Source organism: Halomonas urmiana, from assembly GCF_005780185.1.
GTDB lineage: Bacteria > Pseudomonadota > Gammaproteobacteria > Pseudomonadales > Halomonadaceae > Halomonas > Halomonas urmiana.
Genome location: NZ_VBUI01000001.1, coordinates 1 through 24,496, shown reverse-complemented (window position 1 = coordinate 24,496; position 24,496 = coordinate 1). Strand labels below are relative to the sequence as shown.

The following is a 24,496-nucleotide window of genomic DNA, read 5'->3' as shown; positions in this document are numbered from 1 at the left end:
TTTAGGCTCTGCTTCGAGCTTCGAGCTTCGAGCTTCGAGCTTCGAGCTTCGAGCTTCGAGCTTCGAGCTCGCGCGTAGCGCGTTACCGCTCGATGGCCAGCGCCACGCCCTGCCCGCCGCCGATGCACAGCGTCGCCAGGCCCTTCTTGGCATCGCGGGCGATCATCTCGTGCACCAGGGTCACCAGGATGCGGCAGCCGGAGGCGCCGATGGGGTGGCCGATGGCGATGGCGCCGCCGTTGACATTGACCTTGTCGGTATCCCAACCCAGCTCCTTGTTGACCGAGAGCGCCTGAGCGGCGAAGGCCTCGTTGGCCTCGACCAGGTCCAGGTCGTCCAGGCTCCAGCCGGCCTTCTCCAGGCAGCGGCGGGTGGCCGGGGCCGGACCGATGCCCATGATCGACGGGTCGACGCCGGCGTTGGAGTAAGCCTTGATGCGGGCCAGCGGCTCGAGGCCCAGCGCCTTGGCCTTCTCGGCGGAACAGAGCATGACCACGGCGGCGCCATCGTTGATCGAGGAGGCGTTGCCGGCGGTGACGCTGCCGTCCTTCTTGAAGGCGGGACGCATGCCGGCGAGCTTCTCGGCGGTCACGTCGCGCGGGCCCTCGTCGGTGTCGAAGACCACCGGGTCGCCCTTGCGCTGGGGAATCTCGACCGGCACGATCTGGCCCTTGAACTTGCCCTCGCGGATGGCCGCGGCGGCCTTCTGCTGGGAGCCGGCGGCGAACTCGTCCATCTGCTCGCGGGTGATGCCGTACTTCTCGGCCAGGTTCTCGGCGGTGATGCCCATGTGGTAGTTGTTGAAGGCATCCCAGAGCCCGTCGTGGACCATGGTGTCGACGGCCTTCCAGTCACCCATGCGCTGGCCGTTACGCGAATTGGGCAGCACATGGGGCGAGGCGGACATGTTCTCCTGGCCGCCGGCGATGATCAGCTCGGCATCGCCGAGCATGATGGCCTGAGCGCCCAGGTGCAGGGCCTTGAGGCCAGAGCCGCAGACCTTGTTGATGGTCATGGCGGGCACCGCGTCCGGCAGGCCGGCCTTGATGCTCGCCTGGCGGGCGGGGTTCTGGCCGACGCCGGCGGTCAGCACCTGGCCGAGCAGGACCTCGTCGACCTGGTCGCCGGCGACGCCGGTGGAGGCCAGGATGTCCTTGATGACATGGGCACCCAGGTCGCTGGCGGGGATACCGGCCAAGGAGCCGCCGAAGGTGCCGACGGCGGTACGGCGTGCGGCAACGATCACCACGTCTTGCATGCGAGATACTCCTGAAAATAGGTAGCGGACTGGCGGCCGTGTCTGGTGGACACCCTGCACTCGATGACGTCTCAGACAGAGCCGAGGTTCTCAGCATAGGGGAGTCTTGTGCGTCGCGGCAATGCTTCCATGGCCGTAGGGGTGCGTCGCGGGGCGCGCGTCGCCAAGAGGGCGGCAGGCTGAGGGGGCACGGCAGGGAAAGAGCGGCGCGCAGAACTCGACGAAGAGAGCTCGTCGAAGAGCGCGCGGCGCGCGGAGGAAGCGCGGGCACCCCGGGGCGGGGTGCCCGCGAGGCGTCAGGCCAGCTGAACGGGAATGGCGTTGCTGGTGTGGCTGACGACGTTGCCTTCCTGGAGATAGACCAGAGCCGGCTGGTGAGCGTCGAGCTCGGCCTCGCTGTAGTGGGCGTAGCTGCAGATGATCACGCGCTGCCCTTCGGTGGCGAGGTGGGCGGCCGCGCCGTTCACCGAGATGATCCGCGAGCCTTCCTCGGCGCGGATGGCGTAGGTGGTGAAGCGCTGGCCGTTCTCGACGTTGTAGATCTGGATCTGTTCGTTCTCGCGGATGCCGGACATGTTCAGCAGCTCACCGTCGATGGCGCAGGAGCCTTCGTAGTTGAGCACGGCATGGGTGACGCGGGCCATGTGTAGCTTGGCCTTGAGCATGATGGTCTGCATGGGACAAGGGTTCCTCTGGTCGCGATGCCGCGGGTTCAGCGCGGCAGGGTCAGGCTCAGGTTGTCGATCAGTCGGGTCGGGCCCAGGCGGGCCGCGGCGAGCAGTACGGCCTCGCGCGTCGTCGCCTCGACGGGGCCCAGGTCGGCGGCGCGCAGCTCCAGGTAGTCCGGCGCGAAGCCGGCCGTCTCCAGGCGGGCGAGGCCGTCGCTCAGGGTGTCGTGCGGGGCGGCGCCGTCCTCCAGCGCCGTGCGCAGCGCGCACAGGGTGGCGTAGAGGATCGGCGCCACGGCGCGCTGCGTCGCGTCCAGGTAGCCGTTGCGCGAGGAGAGCGCCAGGCCGTCCTCGGCACGTACGATCGGCACGCCGGCGATCTCCACCGGCAGGTGTAGATCGGCCACCAGACGGCGGATCACCGCCAGCTGCTGGTAGTCCTTCTCGCCGAAGCAGGCCACGTCGGGCTGCACCAGCTGGAGGAGCATGGTCACCACGGTGGCGACTCCGTCGAAGTGGCCGGGCCGGTCGCCGCCACACAGCCCCTCGCTGACCTCAGGCACGCTGACGCGGGTCTGGGCCTCGAGCCCGCGGGGGTAGAGCGTGGTGGTCTCGGGGGCGAACAGCAGGTCGCAGCCGGCCGCCTCCAGTTTGGCCTGGTCCTCGGCGAGGGTGCGCGGGTAGGCATCCAGATCCTCGCCGGGACCGAATTGCAGCGGATTGACGAAGATGGTCGCCACCACCAGGTCGCCGCGGCGGCGGGCTTCCGCGATCAGCGCCAGGTGGCCCTCGTGAAGGTTGCCCATGGTCGGCACCAGGGCGATGCGCTGGCCGCGTCGACGGGCATCGTCCAGGGTCTCACGCAAGGGGGCGATCTCGTGCAGGGTACGCATCGTCTAGAGCTCCCGGAATAACGGCTTAGAAGCAGTGCGCTTCGGCGGGGAAGCGACGGGCCTTGACGTCCTCATGGTAGTGACGGAAGGCGCCCTGGATGTCGTCGGCATCCACCATGAAGTTCTTGACGAAGCGCGGCGCGCGGCCGTGGCTCACGCCCAGCACGTCATGCATCACGAGGATCTGGCCATCGGTATCGGGGCCGGCGCCGATGCCGATCACCGGCACCTCCAGCGTCTCGCTCACCGCCCGACCCAGGCTCGCCGGCACGCACTCCAGCAGGATCACCGAGGCGCCGGCCTCGACCAGCGTGCGGGCGTCCTCGAGGATCCGCGTCGCCTGATCGGCCTCGCGGCCCTGCACCTTGTAGCCGCCCAGCTGGTAGACCGACTGGGGCGTCAGGCCAAGGTGGGCACAGACCGGAACGCCGCGGCGCGTCAGCTCGCGAATGCCCTCGGCCATCCAGGCCTCGCCCTCGACCTTGACCAGCTCGGCGCCGGCGCGCATCAGGGCGCCGGCATCCTGGAGCAGGCGCTCTTGGCTTGCGTTGCTCATGAAGGGCAGGTCGACCATCAGCAGGCTCCGGCCCTTGCCGCGGGCCACGCAGCGGGTGTGATAGCAGACCTCGTCGAGGGTCACCGGCAGAGTGCTAGCGTGTCCCTGCAGGACCATGCCCAGTGAATCGCCCACCAGCAGCACCTCGATGCCGGCTTCGCCGGCCGCCCGCGCAAAGGAGGCGTCGTAGGCGGTCAGGCAGCTGAAGGGTTCACCGGCGCGCTTGAGGGCCGACAGCGTGCTCAGGGTGACGGTTTTCATGGCGTGTTCTCATCGTCTGGTCGGGGGAGGCCTCTGGCGGGCCGTCCTCGGTGTAACCCCCGATTGTTACCCGAATCATGCCGGAGTGTCGATAGGTAACAGTATAGGGGTGATCATCTGTCGGTCGGTAACACTGGGGCCAGGTCCTGGGGTTCGAGCTCGGCCGCAAGGCGGGACAGCGAATGTCCGTCGAGGGCGAGGCTCGGAGCCAGCTCGGCCAGCGGCACCAGCACGAAGGCGCGCCGGGTCATCTCCGGGTGGGGAAGGGTCAGGCGCGGCAGCGCGAGCCGGCGGTCGTCGTAGAGCAGCAGGTCCAGGTCCAGGGTGCGAGGGCCCCAGCGGCGGCCGCGCACCCGGCCGTGGCGCTGCTCGAGCGCCTGCAGCTGATCGAGCAGGGCGAGCGGCGAGAGCCGCGTCACCAGGTGCGCCACGGCGTTGACGTAGTCGGGCTGATCGGCGGGCCCCACCGGGCGGCTGGCATAGAGCCTTGAGGCGGCGACGCGACGCGTCAGCGGCAGGCAATCGAGCTCCTCGAGGGCGCGTGCGACGTGCTCACGCGGGTTCTCGAGGTTGCTGCCCAGGCCGATCCAGGTGTGATGCTCCGCGCTGCTCATGTCATGCGTCGCTCGCGGGGCCCCGCGGCTTGCGGCGACGCCGGCGGCGCTTGCGCGGGGCCCCGCTACCGGCCGGGTCGGCGCCGGCCTTGCTCAGCAGGCGGCGTTGCTCGTGCTCGTCGGCCTGCTGGAAGGCGGTCCACCAGTCGCCGAGCCCTGGGTCGAGCTCGCCGGCCGCCTCGCGCAGCAGCAGGAAGTCGTAGGCGGCCCGGAAGCGCGGATGCTCGCGCGTCTGGAAGACGCGCTTGCCGCGGCGCAGCGGCAGCCGCTGCTGAAGATCCCAGATGTCGCGCATCGGCAGGCTGAAGCGCTTGGGAATGGAGATGTGCTGGAGCTGACGCGACACCACCTGCTGGGAAGCCGCCTGCAGCGCGGGGATCGCCGGCATGCCATCGGCCTCGAGGATCGCCTGACGCTGCTGTACGGGCGCCCAGAGCAGGGCGGCGAACAGGAAGGCCGGTGTCACCGGGCGCTCCTCGCGAATGCGTCGATCGGTGCTCTCCAGCGCGTGCTCGACCAGACGCTCGGCCCAGGGCAGCTCTTCCATGGCCTCGTCGGCCTCGGGGAAGAGCATGGCGAACAGCCCGTAGCGGCGCAGCAGCTGGAAGGTGGCGACCCCGTGGCCGGCCATGAACAGCTTGAGGATCTCGTCGAACAGCCGAGCCGGCGGAATCTGCAGCAGCAGCGGCGCGGCGTCGGCGATGGGCGCCTCGGTGGCCGGGTCCAGGTGGAAGTCGAGCTTGGCGGCGAAGCGCACCGCGCGCAGCATCCTCACCGGGTCTTCGCGGTAGCGCGTCGCCGGATCGCCGATCAGCCGCAGGGTGCGGGCCTCGATGTCCTTCACACCGTCGGCGAAGTCGTGGATCGAGAAGTCGGCGATATTGTAGTAGAGGGCGTTGACCGTGAAGTCGCGGCGCAGGGCGTCCTCCTCGAGGTTGCCCCAGACGTTGTCGCGCAGCAGTAGGCCATCGTCCGACTGCTGGGAGATATGATCGGCATGGTCGTCGTTGGGCTTGCCGCGGAAGGTGGTGACCTCGATCACCTCGCGGCCGAAGCGGACGTGCACGATGCGAAAGCGCCGGCCGATGATCCGCGAGTTGCGAAATAGCTCGCGAATCTGTTCCGGCGTCGCATCGGTGGCGACGTCGAAATCCTTGGGCATGTGGCCGAGCAGCGAGTCACGGATGCACCCCCCGACCAGGAAGGCCTGGAAGCCGGCATTGTGCAGGCGGTAGAGCACCTTGATGGCAGCGTCACTGAAGTGCTGACGCGAGACCGGGTGTTCCTGGCGGGGAATGATGCGAGGACCGGTGCTGCCGGCCGGCGCATCCTGAGGGCCGAACAGCGACTTGAGGCGCTGGCCCGGGCTCTGCAGAAAGCGGGTAAAACCTTTGATCATGCGGCGATATCGACTCGCGGGACGCGGAAAAGCGTTGAGTGTAGCCGACCACTGACACCTTGCAAAGCGCGGCGCGGCGATGAGGGGGTGACGTCGACGCCAGACACGGGTCGCCAGACAGAGAAAGGGGAGGCCGATGGCCTCCCCTCAAAAGCAGGATGCTGCGTCCGTGCAGCTGATTCTTCTTCGTGATGGCGCATCGCCCTGAATACGCACCACAGTCACCAAGGAGTGTTCAGGCAAGCGGTGTTGTTATGATTGTTGATGCTCCTGACGGCGACCGTCTCGTATTCAAAACAATAGTCCAACCACGACGGCATGGAAGTATGCCTCCTCCCGGATTGTTGGCATTGTTGCCGGGAGTGCACCTCGCTGGCCGTTGTCATTGTTGTTGGCCGTACTTGGGTGCGTCGCGTCCTGATGGCTCCGGTGCTTCGAGTCGCTTGTTGTTGTTGAGTCTCGAAGGCCTCGCGCCGTGCCGCTGCTGTTCTTGTTGTCGGCAAGCGCCGAAGTCGTAGGGGCCCGAGTCTCTTGTTGTTGTCGGGGCGGGCCCTGTCACGCCTGGCTGCCTTGTTGTTGTTGTTGGCACCCGGTGACGTCCGGATTTGTTTTTCTTGGCCTGATAGTAGCAGGTGGTGTGCCACTGCCGAGAAAATATATATAAAACAAGTAGATATGGATGGTGTGCGAGGGCCAGGTTCCGACGCGGCGGCGGAGTGTTACCCATCTGGCCCCGCCATGGGGCAGTGGCTGTGTGGGAAGGTAACAAATGGTGCAGAACGCGGGTCGGAGGGGCGAAAAACAGCGCCCGCGGCGTCGGCCGCGGGCGCTTGCACTATGGTCGTATGGCCAGAGGTCGTATGGCCAAGCGGCGTCATCCCGTGTTGCGTCGTGGGCTCTTCTTGCGCGGGATGCCCAGGCGCTGGCGACGCTCCCACAGGCACTTGCGGCTGATACCGAGTTTCTGGGCGAGCTCGGTCTCGCTCATCTGGTCCTGGTGCTCCAGCACGAAGTGCTGGAAATAGTCCTCCAGGGAGAGATCGTCCCCCTCGCCCGGAGCTGGCTCCGCGGGGGGGGGCGAGGTCGACACGTCGCTGGCCGGCTCGACGGGTGGCCGGGGCGCGGCGGCCAGCCCCAGATCGTCGGGATGGATCAGGTGCCCCTCGGAGAGGATGACGCCGCGCTCCAGGGCGTTCTCCAGCTCACGCACGTTGCCGGGCCAGGGGTAGTCACGAATGGTGCGGCGGGCGGCCCGTGAGAGTCTGAGGCCCTCGCGCTCGTGGCGCCGACAGGCCTTCCCCAGCAGCACGTCGGCGATCTGCAGGATGTCGTCGTCGCGCTCGCGCAGGGAGGGCAGGTCGATCTGCATCACGTTGAGGCGGTAGTAAAGATCGAGGCGAAACTCGCCGGTCGTCGACAAGTGTTGCAGGTCGCGGTGGGTGGCGGCGATCAGGCGCACGTCCACGTGGCGGGTCTCCACCGAGCCGATCTTGCGGATCTCGCCCTCCTGTAGCACGCGCAGCAGGCGCGCCTGGGCGTCGAGGGGCAGCTCGCCGATCTCGTCGAGGAACAGGGTGCCGCGGTCGGCGGCCTCGACGAGTCCGGTGCGAGCGGCGCTGGCGCCCGTGAAGGCGCCCTTCTCGTGGCCGAACAGCTCGGACTCGATCAGCGTCTCGGGGATCGCCGCACAGTTGACGCAGATCAGCGGCGCGCCGGCGCGTCGGCTCTGCTGGTGCAGGGCCCGGGCCACCAGCTCCTTGCCGGTGCCCGACTCACCCTGCACCAGTACCGTGACATCGGCGGGCGCCGCCTTGCGGATGCGGGTGTAGACCACCTGCATGGCGGGACAGTTGCCGATCATGGTCTGGCGCTTGCCGCCGGGCTCGGTGATGTCGGGCGGCTCGCCCTGCTGCGTGGCCTGCTGGTGCAGGACCCGGGCCACCGTCTCGAGCAGCTCGTCGTGATCGAAGGGCTTCGCCACGTAGTCCACGGCGCCCTGCTTCAAGGCCTCCACCGCCGAGCGCATGCTCGCGTAGCTGGTCATGATCAGCACCGGCACGGGGGCGGCGCGGGCGATCAGATCGGTGCCGGGCTCGCCGGGCAGGCGCAGGTCGCTGATCACCAGGTCGAAGCCCTGGGGCTCGAGGGACAGGGCCTCGGCCACCGACCCCGCCTCGCTGACCCGGTGGTCGTGCCGTTCCAGCAGCCGCCTCAGGGCGCTGCGGATGATGGCTTCGTCTTCAACGATCAGGATCCGGCTCATCGGTGGGGTCACCATGCTCTGTGTTAAGGGGCAGCCACAGGTTGATGCGGGTGCCCTGGGCCTGCCCGGGGGGCGGGGAGTCGATGTCGATCTGGCCGCCGTGCTCGGCGATGATGCTGTAGACCAGCGGCAGGCCGAGCCCGGTGCCCTCGCCGGGAGGCTTGGTGGTGGTGAAGGGCTCGAACAGGTGGTCGCGCACGTGCTCGGCGATACCGTGGCCCTGGTCGGTGACGGTGACGTGCAGCCACGCGCCCTGGCGGCCGGCGTCGACGACCACCTCGCCGCCGGGGACGCTGGCATCCCGGGCGTTGCCGAGCAGGTTGACCATCACCTGCAGCAGCCGCTGGGCATCGCCCTCGATCTCGAGGCCCTCGGGGCAGCGATTACGGTAGTGGATATCCTCCCCCGAGCGGGCGAGGTGGATCAAGTGCAGGGCCTCGTCGGTCACCTCGGCCAGCGAGACCGAGGCGAAGGCTTGCCCCGCCACGTGGCGACCGCCGTGGGCGAAGCCGACCAGCGACTCGACGATGCGCGAGATGCGGTCGGTGAGCTGCTGGATCTGGGTCGCGGTCTCCAGCACCTCCGGGTCGTCGGTGTCGTAGCGCAGGTTCTGCGCCAGTGAGGAGATGCCGGTGACCGGATTGCCGATCTCGTGGGCCACCCCGGCCGCCAGCTGGCCGATGGAGGCGAGCCGCGCGGCGTGCACCAGCTCGTCCTCCAGCCACTTCATCTCGCTGTGATCCTCGACCAGCACCACGGTGCCGCCGCGGATGTCCTCGTCGGCGGTGAGCTCGGCCTTGTGCAGGCTCAGGTAGCGGGGCCTGCCGTCGAGGACCACCGGCTGCTTGTAGAGGTGGTCGTGATGCTCGAGGAACATGCGCCCCAGCAGGTCGTTCCAGGGCGGCGGCAGGCTGTCCCGGCGGGAGCCAACCACGCTGGCGCCGTCGATGCCGGTCAGCTCGGCGAGGGCGTCGTTCCACATCAGCAGCTCGTCGTCGACGCCGAAGGCGCACAGGCCCACCGGGAGTCGGGTGAGGATGCGGCGGTGGTAGCGGCGCAGGCCGTCGAGCTCGCGGGCCAGGCCGGTCAGCCGGGTGCGGTAGGCTTCCAGACGGCTCTCGACGAAGTGGATGTCGTCGGTGGGCTCCAGGCCGCCGCGGCGATAGGGCAGGTGACGATCGACGATGTCCTGGGCCACCGAGGGGCCCATCAGCCCCGAGAGGTTGGCCTGGATGCGATCGCGCAGGCGGCGCAGCGCGTAGGGACGCCCATCCAGCGGCGACAGCCCCAGGTCGGTCAGCGCCCGGTCGACCTCGCGGCCGGCGACCTCCTCGCCCAGGGCGCGGGCCAGGTGGTACTTGAACTCCTCGCCGTTGCCGGCGACCAGCGGCAGGCGCTTGGGGCGGATCACCGCGTCCACCGAGCAGGCCTCCGCCGCGGCGCGCTCCCCGTCGGAGGTGGGCGTGAGCAGCGAGACCAGGATGAAGGTGAGGATGTTGGCCGCCAGCGAGACGATCGTCACCACGTACCAGTCCGGCTGGCCGGCCAGGGCCTCGAGGCCCGGCGGCAGCAGCACCTGGGCCGGGAAGTCGGTCAGCAGCGGCACCCAGCTGCCGGCGAGCCACACCAGCACGCCGGCCGTCAGCCCGCTGACCATGCCCTTGCGGTTGGCGCCGGGCCAGTAGAGCAGCGCCAGCATACCCGGCAGGCACTGGGCCATGCCGATGAAGGCGGCCAGTCCCAGGGTGGTGAGGTCGTGGTTCACCCCCACCAGGCGGTAGAAGAGCCAGCCGGCGAAGATCACCGCGCCGATCAGGGCGCGCCGCAGCCAGCGCAGCCAGTGGTAGAGGTCCGGCTGGTCCACCGGAGGGTGGGCGACCAGCACCAGGTGGTTGAGGATCATCCCCGACAGCGCCAGCGAGATGATGATCATGGTGCCGCTGGTGGCCGCGAGGCCGGCGATGAACACCACGCCCTGCAGCCACAGCGACTCCGAGAGCCCGTAGGCCAGGTAGGCGCTGCCGAGCCCCGCGGCATCGACGCCCAGGCGCTGGGCGGCCCACAGGATCAGCGGCACCGGCAGCGCCATCAGCAGCAGGAACAAGGGCAGTGCCCAGGCGGCCTGCAGCAGGGTACGCCGCGAGAGCGTCTCGGCGAAGGTGATGTGGAACATGTGCGGCATCAGGAAGGCCGCGGCGAAGAACAGCAGCAGCAGGGTCCGCCACTGGGCCGGATCCAGGTGGTTCACGTGTGCCTGGGCCAGGCGTCCCGGGCCGTCGAGCCAGGCCTGCAGGTCGCCGGGGCCGTTGAAGACCACGAACAGCGCGAAGCCGCCCAGCGCCAGCATGGCGACCAGTTTGACCAGCGACTCCAGGGCGATGGCCGCCAGCAGGGTGTCGTGGCGGGCGTGGAGCCGGGTATGGCGGGCACCGAAGAGGATCGCGAACAGCGCGATCAGCGCGCAGAACGCAAGCGCCAGCAGGGCCGGCGAGGCGCTGCCGGTCAGCAGGTGGATGGTGTCGCCCAGGGTCTGCACCTGGAGGGCCAGCAGCGGCAACACGGCGAGCAGGCTGACCAGGGTGATCAGGGTGCCGACCCAGCGCGAGCGGAAGCGGAAGGCGAAGAGGTCGGCCAGCGAGGCGAGCTGGTAGGTGCGGGTCATGCGCTGGATCGGCACCAGCAGCACCGGGGCGAGCAGGAAGGCGCCGGCCACCCCCAGGTAGTAGGCCAGGTAGCCGTAGCCGGCGCGGCTGGCCAGCTCCAGGCTGCCGTAGATCGCCCAGGCGCTGGCGTAGGTGCCGAGTGCCAGGGTGTAGACCACCGGGTGGCGCGCGATGCGCGTAGGAATCCAGCCGCGCTCCACCGCCAGGGCGCAGAGGAACAGCAGCAGCAGGTAGCCGCTGCCCAGTGCCAGGACGGCGCCGAGACTAGCGTTCATCGAGCTTTCTCTTCTGTTCCAGCCACAGGGTCAGGGCGATCAGCACGCCCCAGACCACGAAGGGGCGATACCAGGCGATCTCGGGACTCGCCCAGCCGCTCATCAGCAGTGGCGAGAGCAGATACCCGCCGAAGACCAGGAAGAGCATGATGCGATAGACGTACACGTCGGGCTCCTCTCAGGGGGTGGTGGCGTCGGTCTGGCGATGGGGCGCGGCGCGCAGCCGGGCGACGTCCCAATGGGCGATACCCCACTGCAGCTGCTCGGCCACCGGGGCCGTGGCCATCGACTCCGGCGGCGCCTGGTCCAGCGCGGCCAGGGCCGTATGCAGCAGCGGGCGCACCGCATCATCGGCCTCGGGCAGGGCCGGCGCCAGGTTTTGCTTGGAGAGTTTCTGGCCGTCGTCGCCGAGGATCAGCGGCAGGTGTAGGTAGCGCGGCTCGGGATAGCCCAGCGCCTGCTGCAGCTGGCGCTGCCAGGGGGTGTTGTCGAGCAGGTCGACACCGCGCACCACGTCGCTGATGCCCTGGTCGGCATCGTCCACCACCACCGCGAGCTGATAGGCCCAGAGGCCGTCCTTGCGTTTCAGCACCACGTCGCCGAGCGCGGCGGGGTCGAAGCGCTGCTCGCCGAATAGCCGGTCCGGCCAGACCACCGGGCGCGGGCCTAGGTCGCTGCGCAGCCGCCAGGCCACCGGCCTGGTAAGGTCGCAGACGCCGTGGCGGCACCAGCCGGGATAGACGGCATGCTCGCGCCACTGCTTGCGCGAGCAGCTGCAGGGGTAGGCGAGGCCCGCGGCCTCGAGGCGCTCGAGCGCGGCGCCGTAGGCCGCGTCGCGGTCGTGCTGCCAGCTCACCGGGCCGTCCCAGCCAAGGCCGAAGGCCTCGAGCTGGCGCAGGATGGTGTCGGCGGCGCCGGCCGGGCAGCGCGGCGGGTCGATGTCCTCGATGCGCAGCCGCCACTCGCCGCCCGCCCGACGGGCATCGAGGAAGCTCGCCAGGGCCGCCACGAGGGAGCCGAAGTGCAGCGGTCCCGAGGGGGTTGGGGCGAAGCGCCCACGGTAGTCGCTCATCGCGCGGCTCCGGCGCGGGTGGCCGACACGCAAACGGGCACCCTCAGGTGCCCGTCGCGGGGGGAGATCCGGGGCATCGGCATCGCCGTTAGCCGCCCAGCTGCTTTTCCTTGAGCTCGGCCAGGGTCTTGCAGTCCACGCACAGGGTGGCGGTGGGACGCGCCTCGAGGCGGCGGATGCCGATCTCGACGCCGCAGGCCTCGCAGAAGCCGTAATCGTCCTCGTCGATCTTGTCGAGGGTCTCGTTGATCTTCTTGAGCAGCTTGCGCTCGCGATCGCGGGTGCGCAGCTCCAGGTTGAAGCCCTCTTCCTGGGTAGCGCGGTCGGCGGGGTCGGCGTAGTTGTTCGCCTCTTCCTGCAGGTGGCGAACGGTGCGGTCGACCTCTTCCATGAGCTCCTGTTTCCAGCCCAGCAGGATCTTGCGGAAGTGCTCCAGCTGCTTCTCGTTCATGTACTCTTCACCCGCCGCCGGCTCGTACGGGGTGAATTTCTTGGGAGCATCCATCTTCTTTTCTGCTACTGGCATGGGTCTGCCTCGTGTCTTGAGTGACTGCTGATCGATACCTGCCGCGGGCAGGGTATTTCACGCCAAAGGGATGCTTGTTTATCGGAAAAAGACCGGCGTTGCAACCTCTGGCGGCATCGGGACTGCGGCGTCACGCCAAAAGTCGTAACATGTCAAATTTGACCACCGGCCGTCGGAAAGATGCCCCTCGCTCTCCGGCGCGACCAGAGGAGCCACGGATGTCCTGGAATGCCCGGGTGGCACGTATTGCCCCCTTTCGCGTGATGAGTCTGCTAGAGATCGCCCAGGCCCGGGAGGCCGCCGGCCACGACGTCATCCACCTGGAGATCGGCGAGCCCGATTTCGCCACCCCCGCGCCCGTGGTGGCGGCCGGGCAGGCGGCCCTGGCGGCCGGCCAGACCCGCTACACGCCGGCGGCCGGCCTGCCGGCGCTGCGCGAGGCGATCGCCGGGCACTACGCCGAGCACTTCGGTGCCGAGGTCGACCCGGCGCGCATCCTGATCACGCCCGGGGCCTCCGGAGCGCTGCTGCTGGCCAGCCAGCTGCTGGCGGGTCCCGGCGACCGGGTACTGATGGCCGACCCCAACTATCCCTGCAACCGCCACTTCATGGCCCTGGCTGGCGCCGAGGTGGATGCCGTGCCGGTGGACGCGAAGAGCGGCTGGCAGCTGGATGCCGAGCTGGTGGCGCGCCACTGGCGCGACGAGACCCGGCTCGCCATGCTGGCCACGCCCTCCAACCCCACCGGCCACATGCTCGACGCCGACCGGCTCGCGGCGGTGGTCGACACCGTCAAGGCGCGCGGCGGTGCGTTGCTGGTCGACGAGATCTACCAGGGGCTCTGCTTCGATCTGCCGCCGATCTCGGTGGCCGCGACCACCCCGGACGCCTTCGTGGTCAACAGCTTCTCGAAGTACTTCGGCATGACCGGCTGGCGCCTGGGCTGGCTGGTGGCGCCCGAGGCGGCGGTCGAGCCACTCACTCGGCTGGCCCAGAACGTCTTCCTGGCCGCCTCCACTCCGGCCCAGCACGCCGCCCTGGCCGCCTTCATGCCCGAGTGCCGCGAGATCCTCGAGGCGCGGCGCCGCGAGCTCGGCCGGCGTCGCGACGCCCTGCTGGCCGGGCTCTCGCGGCTGGGGCTGGCGCCGTCGCTTCCCCCCCAGGGGGCCTTCTACCTGTGGCTCGATATCTCGCGCTACAGCGACGACAGCGAGGCCTTCTGCCGCGCGCTGCTCGAGGAGGAGAACGTCGCCATCACCCCGGGCACCGACTTCGCCCTGTCGGGGGGTGAGCATCACGTGCGCATCGCCTTCACCACCGGCGAGGCGCGGCTGGAGGAGGCGGTGAGTCGCCTCGAGCGCTTCCTGGCGCGCCGCTGATGGAGTATCCGACCCTGGTGCCCGGTACCCTGCTGCGTCGCTACAAGCGCTTCCTGGCCGACGTGCGCCTCGATGACGGCCGCGAGGTGGTGGCCCACTGCCCCAACACCGGTTCGATGCGCGCGGTGAACGTGCCGGGCTGCCGGGTGTGGCTCGCCGCCAGCGACAACCCGGCGCGCAAGCTGGGCTGGACCTGGGAACTGATCGAGCTGCCCCAGCTCGACGGCGGCCTGGCGGCGGCCTCGGTGCACACCGGACGCGCCAACCGCATCGTCGAGGAGGCGCTGCGCGCGGGGTGCGTGGCGGAGCTGACGGGCTACGCGGAGATCCGCCGCGAGGTGCGCGTCGAGGGCATCGACCATGACCGCACGCGACTCGATTTCTGCCTCGAGGATCCCCGCCGCGCCACGACCTTCGTCGAGGTCAAGCAGGTGACGCTGAGGGAGGCCGACGGCCACGGCTACTTCCCCGACGCGGTCAGCGCGCGGGGACGCCGGCACCTGGAGGCACTGGCGGCATTGGCCGCCCGGGGGCATCGCGCCGTGCTGCTGTTCTGCGTGGCCCACGAGGGCATCGAGGACGTGGCGCCGGCCGCGCACCTGGATCCGGCCTATGCCGCGACCCTGCGCGAGGTGGCCGCGCGCGGTGTGGAGGTGCTGGCGCGGCGCTGCGAGATCATCCGCGAGGGTGGCGTGCCGGTCGCGGTGCGCCTGGGGAAGGCGCTTCCGGTCTCACTCAACCGCCAGGTGGATGCGTCCGTCGTCGTCGACTGAGACGGGGATCTGGCGCAGGTGATCGCCCTGGCAGGGGCCGAACACGCACTCACCGTCCTCGGGCAGGAACAGCGCGCCGTGCATGGCGCACTGGATCAACTCGCCGCCGGCCTCCAGGAAGCGGTCCGGCTCGGCCTCGAGCGGCACGTCCTGGTGGGGGCAGCGGTTCTCGAAGGCGCTGACCCGGCCGTGCACCCGCACCAGCAGGGCGTCGCGCCCGTCGGACAGGCGTACGCCGATCGAGGCGCTGGTCTCGAGGTCGGCGAGATGGGCAATGGGGCGCGCGGCCCCCGCGATGGCGTCGGTCGGGGGGCTCATCGATCGATGTAGAAACGCTGGATGAAGCTCACCTCGGCGGGCTCGGCATTGCGGTCGTAGCGCACGCGCAGGTCGAAGCGCATCGGCTCGTCCTCGCGGATGCGAAACACCGCGACCTGGGAAGGCGTGTCGTCGATGCGCAGGCTGCGAAAGGCCAGCGGGCTGCCGTCGCTGCCGTCGAGCGCGGCGCTGCGGCCGTCGACCGAGGCGATCACAGGGCGGGTCGAGCCGTCCTCGAGGCGCTCCATCACACTGACGTTGAGCAGCGCCATGGCCTGGCTGCGCTGGATGCCGTGCTCCCGGGCCACCGCCTCCGGCAGGAAGCTGGTGTTCACGGCGCTGTAGTGGATCTGGTAGTCCCCCACCTGCTCGAACTGCTGGGCCTGGGCGGGCAGGGCCGCCAGCAGGATCAGGCCCAGCATCAGGGCTGTCAGGCTGTGTCGCATCATCGTCGGTTCTCCCTCTGGGCAGCGTCTGGGGACTCCTCCGGGCTCATGGCCGGCGGGCGACCCGGAAGATGGCGATCTCGCCGAACAGGTTGGGCCACCAGCGTGAAGTCCAGTGGCCCTCATGGTCGCCGATGCCCACCGCCCGGTCGACAATGCTCAGACCCTTGTCGCGGCACAGCCGTTCAAAATCGTTGAAGGTCGAGAGGTGGATGTTGGGCGTGTCGTACCAGGCGTGGGGCAGCGAGCGGGAGACCGGCATGTAGCCCTTGAAGCCGAGGTAGGCGCGGTGACGCCAGTAGGCGAAGTTGGGGAAGGTGATGATCGCTTCGCCGGCGACACGCAGCATCTCGTCGAGCATCAAGTCGGGGCGGCGCAGCGCCTGTAGTGCCTGGGTCATCACCACCAGGTCGCAGGCGTTGTCGTCGAAGTTGGCGAGCCCCTCGTCGAGGTTCTGCTCGATGACGTTGACGCCCTTGGTCAGGCACGCGGTGATGCCCTCCGGGTCGATCTCCAGGCCGAAGCCGGTGACCCGCTTGTCGCGGGCCAGCGCCGCCAGCAGCGTGCCCTCGCCGCAGCCGAGATCGAGCACCCGGGCGCCCTCGGGAATCCAGGCGTGAATCAGCTTCAGGTCGGCGCGCATCATGAGCGGTCCTCCAGGCCCAGGTCCCGGGCCACGCGGTTCATGAAGCCGGCGAACACCGCCTGATAGCGGGGCTCGGGCATCAGGAAGGCGTCGTGGCCGTGGGGCGAGTCGATGTTGACGTAGCTGACCGCCTTGTCGGCGCGGATCAGGGCATTGACCAGCTCCTTGGAGCGCGACGGCGGGAAGCGCCAGTCGGTGGTGAAGCTGACCACCAGGAAGGGGCAGGCCGCCGGCGCCAGGGCTCGGGCCAGCTCGCCGTCATGGGCGGCGGCGGGATCGAAGTAGTCCAGCGCCTTGGTCATCAGCAGGTAGGTGTTGGCGTCGAAGGAGTTAGAGAAGGTGTCGCCCTGATAGCGCAGGTAGGACTCCACCTGGAACTCCACGTCGAAGCCGAAGTTCAGGTCGGTGCTGCGCAGGTCGCGGCCGAACTTCGTGCCCATGGCGTCTTCGGAGAGGTAGGTGATGTGGCCCACCATGCGCGCGAGCTTGAGGCCGCGGCGCGGCACCGTGTCGTGATCGGCGTACCAGCCGTCGTGGAAGTCGGGGTCGGAGCGGATCGCCTGGCGCGCCACCTCGTTGAAGGCGATGTTCTGGGCCGACAGCTTCGGCGTCGCCGCGATGACCACGGCGTGGGCGATGCGCTCGGGATAGGAGAGCGTCCACTGCAGCACCTGCATGCCGCCGAGGCTGCCGCCGATCACCGCGGCGAAGCGCTCGATGCCCAGCCGGTCGGCCAGCCGCGCCTGGCTGTGCACCCAGTCGAGCACCGTCATGATCGGGAAGTCCGGTCCCCACTGGCGTCCCGTCTCCGGATTCACGCTGGTGGGGCCGGTGCTGCCGTGGCAGCCGCCGAGGTTGTTCACCGAGACCACGAAGAAGCGGTCGGTGTCGATCGACTTGCCGGGGCCGATGTGCGCGTCCCACCAGCCCGGCTTGCGCTCGTCGGTGGCATGGTAGCCGGCGGCGTGATGGTGCCCGGAGAGGGCATGGCAGATCAGGATGGCGTTGGAGCGCTCGGCGTTGAGCGTGCCATAGGTCTCGTAGACCAGGTCATAGGCCGGCAGCGTCCTGCCGCAGGCCAGGGCCAGGGGGTCGGCGAAGTGCGCCGCCTCGGGCGTCACTATGCCGACCGAGTCGTGGGGAAACTCGGGCATCGGTGTGTGGTGTCCAGTCGTTGTCATGGGCCAGCGTCAGAGACCGACCAGGGCCCCGACGACACCCGCAGCGCGGGTCAGCGAGCCCACCACGATACCATCGATCAGGCTGATGGCGATGAACACCACGATGGGCGACAGATCGATCATGCCCAGCGGCGGAATCACTCGGCGCACCGGCGCCATGATCGGTTCCACCAGCTGCATCACCAGCAGCGCACCGGGATGGCTGGCCTGTGGCGCCACCCAGCTGAGGATGATCATCACGATCAGCGCGAAGAAGTAGATCTTGAGGATGGCGTTGGCGACGGCGGCCACCGCTCCGATCGCCACGCTTCCGATCGGCGCCATGCCGAAGCCGGCGATCTGCAGGATCAGGATGATGCCGACCGCCTTGATCACGAAGGCCGTGGCCAGGGTCGCCAGGTCGAAGCGGCCCATCACCGGCCCCAGGAAACTCTGGAAGGGGCGCACCGCCGGCTGGGTGATCCTCACCACCGACTGGCTGATGGGGTTGTAGTAGTCCGCCCGGGATGCCTGCAGCAGGAAGCGCAGCATCAGCAGGAAGATGTAGATATTGATCAGGGTGTTCACCAGCAGTAGGCCGGCGCTTCCCAGTTGACTGCCCATCGGGGATCCTCCATGTCCTTGAAACGTGATCGTGGGGGCGCGTGTCGCCCCGAGGGCTCAGCGCTGGCCGAGCTCGTCGGCCATCTCGGCGGCGCGGTCGGCACAGGCGGTCATCGCCTCGGCCATGATGCGGCGCAGCTCAGCCTGCTCCAGATGCGCGATGGCGCGTTCGGTGGTGCCGCCCGGCGACATCACGTTGCGCTTGAGCTCGGCCGGCGGCTGGTCGCTTGCCAGCGCCATCTTGGCCGCCCCCAGCGCCGTCTGCATGGCCAGGCGACGGGCGGTATCGGCGGGCAGGCCGAGTGTCACGCCGGCCTCCTCCATGGCCTCGAACATCAGGAAGAAGTAGGCCGGGGCGCTGCCGGAGACGGCGGTGACCGCGTCCAGCAGGGCCTCGTCCTCGACCCACTCCACCAGGCCCACCGCCTCCATCAGCTCGGTGGCGAGCCGGCGCTGGGCCTCGTCGACCCGGTCGTTGGCGAAGAGGCCGGCGGCCCCGGCGCCGACCAGGGCGGGGGTGTTGGGCATGCAGCGCACCAGCGGCAGCGCGCCGCCGAGCCACGCTTCGAGGATCTCGGCCGGCAGCCCCGCGGCCACCGAGACGATCAGCGGCCGGCGCGCCTGGACAGCCTCGCGCATCTGCTCGCACACCTCGCGCATGATCTGCGGCTTGACCGCCAGCACCACCACGTCGGACTGGGCAACGGCCGTGGCGTTGTCGGTCTCGGTGCGGATGCCTAACCGCTCGCGCAGCGGGGCGAGCACATCGTCGCTGGGCGAGGTGGCGATGACGTCGTCGGGCGAGAAACCGCTCTCGATCATCCCGCCGATGATGGCGCCGGCCATGTTGCCGGCGCCGATGAAGGTGATTGTGCTGGCCATGGGAACTGTCCTTCTGATGGTGGAAAGCCTCGGCCGGCTGCCGGCGCGGGCGGGATTATCGCGTGTGACGTTCGCCGAAGATGGCGGTGCCCAGGCGTACCAGGGTGGCGCCCTCGGCGACCGCGGCCTCCAGGTCGGCGCTCATGCCCATGGAGAGGGTATCCAGCGGCGCCTCGGGGAAACGCTCGCGAAGCGCTTCCAGGGCCTGGCGCAGCCGAGCGAAGGGCACGCGCTGCTCGGCCGGTGTCTCGGCTGGCGCGGGGATCGCCATCAGGCCGCGCAGGCGCAGGCGCGGCATCGACAGCACGGCCTCGGCGAGCGCCGCAAGTGCCTCGAGGGAGACGCCGGACTTGCTCGTCTCGTCGCTGATGTTGACCTGCAGGCAGATGTCCAGCGGCTCGAGGCCCTCGGGGCGTTGATCGCTCAGGCGTCGGGCGATCTTCTCGCGGTCTACGCTATGCACCCAGGCGAAGTGTTCGGCCACGTCGCGGCTCTTGTTGGATTGCAGCGGCCCGATGAAATGCCAGACGATGCCCGTGAGGTCCGCCAGTTCGGCCTGCTTGTCCAGTGCCTCCTGGACGTAGTTCTCGCCGAACTCGCGCTGGCCCTCGTGCCAGGCCTGGCGGATCAGCGCGGCGGGCTTGGTCTTGCTCACGGCGAGCAGCCTGGCGGCGTCGGCAGGCCGGCCCGCGGCGTCGAGCGCCTCAGTGAGCCGGGCGCGAGCGGCGGCCAGCGACTCGGAAAGTACCAGGTCCGTCATGTCGTAGGGTCTGTCATACTGGTCATACAGAAGGGAACCTTATCCCGGAAGCAGGGGAAACGCATGGATATTACCGAACTGCTGGCATTCTCGGCAAAACAGAACGCCTCGGACCTCCACCTCTCGGCGGGCCTGCCGCCGATGATCCGCGTCGATGGCGACATTCGCCGGCTCAACGTGCCGGCCATGGAAGACCGCGAGGTCCGCAAGCTGATCTACGACATCATGGCCGACCGCCAGCGCCGCGACTACGAGGAATTCTTCGAGACCGACTTCTCCTTCGAGGTGCCCGGGGTCTCCCGCTTCCGCGTCAACGTCTTCAATCAGGCCCGCGGCGCCGGGGCGGTGTTTCGCACCATCCCCACCGAGGTGCTGACCATGGAGGACCTGGGCATGGGGCAGGTCTTCCGCCAGCTCTCGATGCTGCCCCGCGGCTTGGTGCTGGTGACCGGCCCCACCGGTTCGGGCAAGAGCACCACGCTCGCGGCGATGATCGACTACATCAACGATAACCGCTTCGAGCACATCCTCACCATCGAGGACCCGGTAGAGTTCGTCCACCGCAGCAAGCGCTGCCTGGTCAACCAGCGCGAGGTGCACCGCGATACTCACGGCTTCGCCCCGGCGCTGCGCAGCGCCCTGCGCGAGGACCCGGACATCATCCTGGTCGGCGAGCTGCGCGATCTCGAGACCATTCGCCTCGCCCTCACCGCGGCCGAGACTGGCCACCTGGTGTTCGGCACCCTGCACACCACCTCGGCGGCCAAGACCATCGATCGGATCATCGACGTCTTCCCGGGCGACGAGAAGTCCATGGTGCGTTCGATGCTTTCCGAGTCGCTGCAGGCGGTGATTTCCCAGACGCTTCTCAAGCGCCAGGGCGGCGGCCGGGTGGCGGCCCACGAGATCCTGGTCGCCACGGCGGCGGTGCGCAACCTGATTCGCGAGGACAAGGTGGCGCAGATCTACTCGGCGATCCAGACCGGCGGCAACCTCGGCATGCAGACCATGGATGCTGCGCTGGCGAAGCTGATTACCGACAATACCGTGGCGCGAGAGGAGGCTCAGGCCAAGGCCAAGGGCGTGCTGGCCTGAGCATGGATAACGAGGAGGCAGGGACATGACGGCAAAAGAGTGGCTCCACCAGCTGCTGGACATCATGGTGCAGAAGGAGGCGTCGGATCTGCTGATCTCGGTGAATGCGCCGCCCACGCTGAAGATGGCCGGCCAGCTCATTCCCCTCGGCGACCAGGGGCTCAGCGTGGCGCAGGTCAACGAGCTGGTCGGTGTCTCGCTTCCCGAGGCGCAGCAGGAGCGCTTCAAGCATGAGCATGAGGCCAACTTCGCGCTGAGCCTCAAGGGCATGGGGCGCTTTCGCGTCAGCGCCTTCCAGCAGCGCAACCAGATGGCCATGGTCGTGCGGCGCATCGGCTTCGACATTCCCCATCTGGAGGAGCTCTCGCTGCCCACCACCCTCGGCGAGCTGGCCAACAACAAGCGTGGCCTGGTGTTCGTGGTCGGTGGTACCGGCACCGGCAAGTCGACTACCCTGGCGTCGATGATCCAGCAGCGCAACGAGACGATCGGCGGCCACATCATCAGCGTCGAGGATCCCATCGAGTACGTGCACCCGCACCGCAAGGCGATCATCAATCAGCGCGAGGTGGGCATCGACACCGAGTCCTTCGAGGTCGCCCTGAAGAACACCCTGCGCCAGGCGCCGGACGTGATCCTGATCGGCGAGGTGCGCACCCGGGAGACCATGGAGCACGCGCTGACCTTCGCCGAGACCGGCCACCTCTGCCTGGCGACCCTGCACGCCAACAACGCCAACCAGGCGCTGGATCGCATCATCAACTTCTTCCCCATCGAGCGTCACCCCCAGGTGTGGCTCGACCTCTCGCTCAACCTGCACGCCATCGTCGCCCAGCAGCTGCTGCCCACGGTCGACGGCGGGCGCTGTCCGGCGATCGAGATCATGCTCAAATCGCCGCTGATCGGTGACCTGGTGCGCAAGGGGCAGGTCGGCGAGATCAAGAAGGTCATGTCGCGCTCGCGGGACCTCGGCATGCAGACCTTCGATCAGGCGCTCTTCGAGCTCTTCAAGGCCGGCAAGATCACCGAGGAGGTGGCGCTGGTGCACGCCGACTCGGCCAACGATCTGCGCATGATGATCAAGTTCGGCGACGAGAGCAGCGACGGGGTGGCCGGGGCCAAGGAGGCGGCCAGCCACCTCTCGCTGAGGGGCGAGGACGACTTCTAGCGGCTCGGCTCGCGCTCGCTCTTCAGGGAGCTCAGGGGGCATAGAGCCCGCCGAGCACCCGGTCGCCGGCGGCGCCGGTCACCGAGGGCAGGTTGCCCGGCTGGCCGGCGAGGCGCCGGGCGGCCAACCAGGCGAAGGCACCGGCTTCCAGCCAGTCGGCGGGCCAGCCCCAGTCGTCGCCGGGGGTGAGCGTTGTCTCGGGCAGCCGGCGCGCCAGGCGTGCCAGCAGATCCGGGTTATGGGCGCCGCCGCCGCAGGGAATCAGCCGCGCGGCCGGCGGGGCCGCGAATCGCTCCCGCGCCATCTCCACGCCCAGCGCCACGCTGGCGGCGGTCAGCTCGGCCAGCGTCGCCTGCACCTCCTCCGGCGTCTCGTCTCCCTCCAGGTGTCCCTCCAGCCATGCCAGATGGAACACCTCACGCCCGGTGCTGCGGGGCGGCGGACGGTGGAAGAAGGGCGCCGCCAGCAGGCGGGCCAGCAGCGCCTCGTCGACGCGTCCGGAGGCTGCCCAGGCGCCGTCGGCGTCGAAGCGCCCGCCGCGATGACGGGCGTGCCAGGCATCCATCAGGGCATTGGCCGGTCCGGTATCGAAGCCCAGCGGCGGGCGCGGGTCTTCGCTCGGCGGCAGCAGCGTGAGGTTGGCGAAGCCGCCCAGGTTGAGCACCAGGCGCCATTCACCAGGCGCTCGAAACAGCGCTTCGTGGAATGCCGGGGCCAGCGGCGCGGCCTGGCCGCCGGCGGCCAGGTCGCGGCGGCGCAGATCGCCGACCACCGGACGGCTGGTGAGCTCGGCGAGCAGGCTGGGGTTGTCGAGCTGCAGGGTATAGGCCGGGCCGCCGTCATGGCCCCAGGGCGCGTGCTCGATGGTCTGGCCATGGCTGCCGATGGCCGCGATGCTCTCCCGCGCCACGCCGCTCGAGGCGATCAGCGCCTCGACGGCGGTGGCTTGCAGGCGGCAGAAGGCGTCCTCGGCGGCTGCCAGCTCGGCGAAGGCCACGCGATCGGCATGACAGAGGCGCCACAGCAGGTCGCGCAGCGGCTCGGGCATCGATTCGGCATGGGTGGCGATCAGGCTCGGCGCTCGCTCTGGGGTGATATCGACGAGGGCGGCATCGACGCCGTCGAGACTGGTGCCTGACATCAGGCCGATGAAGCGGCTCATGGGGACTCCCGGGCGGGCTCAACCGTGGGTGGTCGGACATGGTACCATCCTCGACCATTCGAACACCGAGTGCCCGCCGGGTCGCGGGCCGCCTGCTGAGTGGAGAGGAGACAATGACCGATGTAGCCGGCGCCCTGGCGCTGCTCAAGCGCGGCACCCACGAGATCCTGCTCGAGGATGAGCTGGAGAAGAAGCTGGCCTCCGGGCGCACGCTGCGCATCAAGGCGGGCTTCGATCCCACGGCGCCGGACCTGCACCTCGGGCATAGCGTCCTGCTGACCAAGATGCGTCAGTTCCAGGACCTGGGGCACGAGGTGATCTTCCTGATCGGTGATTTCACCGGCCGCATCGGGGATCCCACCGGAAAGAACGTGACGCGCAAGCCGCTCACTGAGGAGGAGGTCAAGGCCAACGCCCAAACCTACAAGGAGCAGGTGTTCAAGATCCTCGATCCCGACAAGACCGAGGTGCGCTTCAACGCCGAGTGGTTCTCGGCCATGAGCGCGGCCGACATGATCGAGCTCGCCGGTCAGAGCACCGTGGCGCGGATGCTTGAGCGGGACGACTTCGACAAGCGCTACAGCGCAGGCCAGCCGATCTCCCTTCACGAGTTCCTCTACCCGCTGGTGCAGGGATATGACTCCGTGGCGCTGGAGGCCGACGTGGAGCTCGGCGGCACCGATCAGAAGTTCAACCTGCTGATGGGTCGCGAGGTCCAAAAGCACTTCGGCCAGTCGCCCCAGGTGGTGATGACCATGCCGCTGCTCGAGGGCCTCGACGGCGTGCAGAAGATGTCCAAGTCGCTGGGCAACTATGTCGGCGTCGACGAGTCGCCGGGGGCGATGTTCAATAAGCTGGTCTCTATGCCCGACAGCCTGATGTGGCGCTACTTCGAGCTGCTCTCGCTCAAGCCCAACGAGGAGATCGAGGCGCTCAAGCGCGATGTCGAGGCCGGTGCCAACCCGCGCGACATCAAGATGGTCCTCGCCCGCGAGCTGATCGGTCGCTATCACGGCGAGGAGGCGGCCGCCAACGCCCATCGCAGCGCCGGCAATCAGCTCGCCGCGGGCGAGCTGCCGGAAGACTTGCCCGAGGTCGAGGTCGACTTCGCGGGCAGCTTCCAGGCGCCGATCGCCGCGGTGCTCAATCGCTCGGGGCTGGCCAACAACAGCGCCCAGGCCAAGGACATGCTCGGCAATGGCCGGGTCAAGGTCGATGGCGTGGTGGTCGAGCGTGATCATATGCTCGACACCGGCAAGAGCTATGTCATCCAGGCGGGCAAGAAGCGCTATGCTCGAGTGACCCTCGGCTGAGGCCGCGACGCTATCTCTTTAGTCCGTCCAGACTGCCCTTATCACGACGCCCGCCTCGCGCGGGCGTTCGTGTCTCTGGAAAGCGGAGAGCTTATCCACAACTGGTAGCGCTGCAGCGCTGGTGGATAAGCGCGGCGAGTGCTGAGAGCGTGGCGTGAGAGTGGCACCCCGGGGTGCCGTGTCACCGCCGCGTCACGCTCGCGACACGCGCCTGACATTTTTCTTCGCCGAGGCCTTGCACGGCCCCGGGGAAATCCGTAAAGTACGCATCCGCTGCCGGCAACGGGCAAACGTTGCAGGCGGTGTTGGTGGCAGAAGTGCT

At 68.8% G+C, this 24,496-nt stretch carries 24 protein-coding genes; 5 read left to right on the top strand and 19 right to left on the bottom strand.

The window, feature by feature from the left end; all coding sequences use genetic code 11:
- Positions 1-82: 82 nt before the first annotated feature.
- The 11 genes from FEI13_RS00115 to dksA form a co-directional block, all read right to left on the bottom strand.
- Positions 83-1,258 (bottom strand): acetyl-CoA C-acetyltransferase, encoded by a 1,176-nt coding sequence (locus FEI13_RS00115; protein WP_138178647.1) that lies wholly within the window; start codon positions 1,256-1,258, stop codon positions 83-85.
- Between the two features lie 296 nt (positions 1,259-1,554).
- Complete coding sequence (gene panD, locus FEI13_RS00110; protein WP_138178646.1) at positions 1,555-1,935, bottom strand: aspartate 1-decarboxylase; 381 nt, start codon at positions 1,933-1,935, stop codon at positions 1,555-1,557.
- 35 nt (positions 1,936-1,970) lie between these two features.
- The gene (gene panC / locus FEI13_RS00105) at positions 1,971-2,819 is read right to left on the bottom strand and encodes a pantoate--beta-alanine ligase (RefSeq protein ID WP_138178645.1); all 849 of its coding nucleotides are present in this window, start codon (positions 2,817-2,819) and stop codon (positions 1,971-1,973) included.
- 25 nt (positions 2,820-2,844) lie between these two features.
- Positions 2,845-3,636 carry a 3-methyl-2-oxobutanoate hydroxymethyltransferase gene (gene panB / locus FEI13_RS00100; protein WP_138178644.1) on the bottom strand — a complete coding sequence of 264 codons (792 nt, stop codon included), beginning with the start codon at positions 3,634-3,636 and terminating at the stop codon, positions 2,845-2,847.
- Between the two features lie 113 nt (positions 3,637-3,749).
- Positions 3,750-4,250 carry a 2-amino-4-hydroxy-6-hydroxymethyldihydropteridine diphosphokinase gene (gene folK / locus FEI13_RS00095; RefSeq protein ID WP_138178643.1) on the bottom strand — a complete coding sequence of 167 codons (501 nt, stop codon included), beginning with the start codon at positions 4,248-4,250 and terminating at the stop codon, positions 3,750-3,752.
- Between the two features lies 1 nt (position 4,251).
- Positions 4,252-5,649, bottom strand: coding sequence for a polynucleotide adenylyltransferase PcnB (gene pcnB / locus FEI13_RS00090; RefSeq protein WP_138178642.1), 1,398 nt, complete (start codon positions 5,647-5,649; stop codon positions 4,252-4,254).
- Between the two features lie 874 nt (positions 5,650-6,523).
- The gene (locus tag FEI13_RS00085) at positions 6,524-7,912 is read right to left on the bottom strand and encodes a sigma-54-dependent transcriptional regulator (protein ID WP_138178641.1); all 1,389 of its coding nucleotides are present in this window, start codon (positions 7,910-7,912) and stop codon (positions 6,524-6,526) included.
- A complete protein-coding gene (locus FEI13_RS00080; RefSeq protein ID WP_138178640.1) occupies positions 7,890-10,850 on the bottom strand; it encodes an ATP-binding protein in 2,961 nt (986 codons plus the stop codon). The genes FEI13_RS00085 and FEI13_RS00080 overlap by 23 nt, the downstream gene beginning before the upstream one ends.
- Complete coding sequence (locus tag FEI13_RS19150) at positions 10,840-11,016, bottom strand: hypothetical protein (RefSeq protein WP_166462108.1); 177 nt, start codon at positions 11,014-11,016, stop codon at positions 10,840-10,842. Before FEI13_RS19150 ends, FEI13_RS00080 begins: the two co-directional genes overlap by 11 nt.
- A gap of 12 nt (positions 11,017-11,028) precedes the next feature.
- Positions 11,029-11,922, bottom strand: a complete 894-nt coding sequence (gene gluQRS, locus FEI13_RS00075) for a tRNA glutamyl-Q(34) synthetase GluQRS (protein ID WP_138178639.1) — start codon at positions 11,920-11,922, stop codon at positions 11,029-11,031.
- Between the two features lie 88 nt (positions 11,923-12,010).
- A complete protein-coding gene (dksA, locus tag FEI13_RS00070) occupies positions 12,011-12,448 on the bottom strand; it encodes an RNA polymerase-binding protein DksA (protein ID WP_108446021.1) in 438 nt (145 codons plus the stop codon).
- Positions 12,449-12,666: 218 nt separating this feature from the next.
- On the opposite strand from dksA, the gene FEI13_RS00065 reads away from it, so the two are divergent.
- Positions 12,667-13,827: a pyridoxal phosphate-dependent aminotransferase gene (locus tag FEI13_RS00065; protein ID WP_138178638.1), complete on the top strand. Its 1,161-nt coding sequence runs from the start codon at positions 12,667-12,669 to the stop codon at positions 13,825-13,827.
- Entirely contained in the window at positions 13,827-14,600 is a 774-nt protein-coding gene (gene sfsA / locus FEI13_RS00060; RefSeq protein WP_138178637.1) for a DNA/RNA nuclease SfsA, read from the top strand. The genes FEI13_RS00065 and sfsA overlap by 1 nt, the downstream gene beginning before the upstream one ends.
- On the opposite strand, the gene FEI13_RS00055 is transcribed toward sfsA, so the two are convergent.
- The 7 genes from FEI13_RS00055 to FEI13_RS00025 are packed head-to-tail and all read right to left on the bottom strand — an operon-like array spanning position 14,559 to position 19,436.
- Positions 14,559-14,918 (bottom strand): Rieske (2Fe-2S) protein, encoded by a 360-nt coding sequence (locus FEI13_RS00055; RefSeq protein ID WP_138178636.1) that lies wholly within the window; start codon positions 14,916-14,918, stop codon positions 14,559-14,561. The two genes, sfsA and FEI13_RS00055, sit on opposite strands and share 42 nt — an antisense overlap.
- The gene (locus FEI13_RS00050) at positions 14,915-15,367 is read right to left on the bottom strand and encodes a DUF4426 domain-containing protein (RefSeq protein ID WP_138178635.1); all 453 of its coding nucleotides are present in this window, start codon (positions 15,365-15,367) and stop codon (positions 14,915-14,917) included. Before FEI13_RS00050 ends, FEI13_RS00055 begins: the two co-directional genes overlap by 4 nt.
- 43 nt (positions 15,368-15,410) lie before the next feature.
- Positions 15,411-16,007 (bottom strand): methionine biosynthesis protein MetW, encoded by a 597-nt coding sequence (gene metW, locus FEI13_RS00045; RefSeq protein ID WP_138178860.1) that lies wholly within the window; start codon positions 16,005-16,007, stop codon positions 15,411-15,413.
- The gene (metX, locus tag FEI13_RS00040; protein ID WP_138178634.1) at positions 16,007-17,164 is read right to left on the bottom strand and encodes a homoserine O-succinyltransferase MetX; all 1,158 of its coding nucleotides are present in this window, start codon (positions 17,162-17,164) and stop codon (positions 16,007-16,009) included. The genes metW and metX overlap by 1 nt, the downstream gene beginning before the upstream one ends.
- A gap of 36 nt (positions 17,165-17,200) precedes the next feature.
- Positions 17,201-17,794 carry a YggT family protein gene (locus FEI13_RS00035; protein ID WP_138178633.1) on the bottom strand — a complete coding sequence of 198 codons (594 nt, stop codon included), beginning with the start codon at positions 17,792-17,794 and terminating at the stop codon, positions 17,201-17,203.
- A 57-nt stretch (positions 17,795-17,851) separates the two neighbouring features.
- On the bottom strand, positions 17,852-18,676 hold the full coding sequence (gene proC, locus FEI13_RS00030; protein ID WP_138178632.1) for a pyrroline-5-carboxylate reductase: 825 nt from the start codon (positions 18,674-18,676) through the stop codon (positions 17,852-17,854).
- 55 nt (positions 18,677-18,731) lie between these two features.
- The gene (locus FEI13_RS00025) at positions 18,732-19,436 is read right to left on the bottom strand and encodes a YggS family pyridoxal phosphate-dependent enzyme (RefSeq protein ID WP_138178631.1); all 705 of its coding nucleotides are present in this window, start codon (positions 19,434-19,436) and stop codon (positions 18,732-18,734) included.
- A gap of 63 nt (positions 19,437-19,499) precedes the next feature.
- On the opposite strand from FEI13_RS00025, the gene FEI13_RS00020 reads away from it, so the two are divergent.
- Positions 19,500-20,531 carry a type IV pilus twitching motility protein PilT gene (locus FEI13_RS00020; protein ID WP_138178630.1) on the top strand — a complete coding sequence of 344 codons (1,032 nt, stop codon included), beginning with the start codon at positions 19,500-19,502 and terminating at the stop codon, positions 20,529-20,531.
- A gap of 25 nt (positions 20,532-20,556) precedes the next feature.
- On the top strand, positions 20,557-21,699 hold the full coding sequence (locus FEI13_RS00015) for a PilT/PilU family type 4a pilus ATPase (RefSeq protein WP_138178629.1): 1,143 nt from the start codon (positions 20,557-20,559) through the stop codon (positions 21,697-21,699).
- Positions 21,700-21,730: 31 nt separating this feature from the next.
- Here the strand turns inward: FEI13_RS00015 and FEI13_RS00010 are convergent, their stop codons facing one another.
- Positions 21,731-22,861 carry an anhydro-N-acetylmuramic acid kinase gene (locus FEI13_RS00010; RefSeq protein ID WP_138178628.1) on the bottom strand — a complete coding sequence of 377 codons (1,131 nt, stop codon included), beginning with the start codon at positions 22,859-22,861 and terminating at the stop codon, positions 21,731-21,733.
- Positions 22,862-22,974: 113 nt separating this feature from the next.
- Between FEI13_RS00010 and tyrS the strand changes: the two genes are divergently transcribed.
- A complete protein-coding gene (tyrS, locus tag FEI13_RS00005) occupies positions 22,975-24,174 on the top strand; it encodes a tyrosine--tRNA ligase (protein WP_138178627.1) in 1,200 nt (399 codons plus the stop codon).
- Positions 24,175-24,496 lie beyond the last annotated feature (322 nt).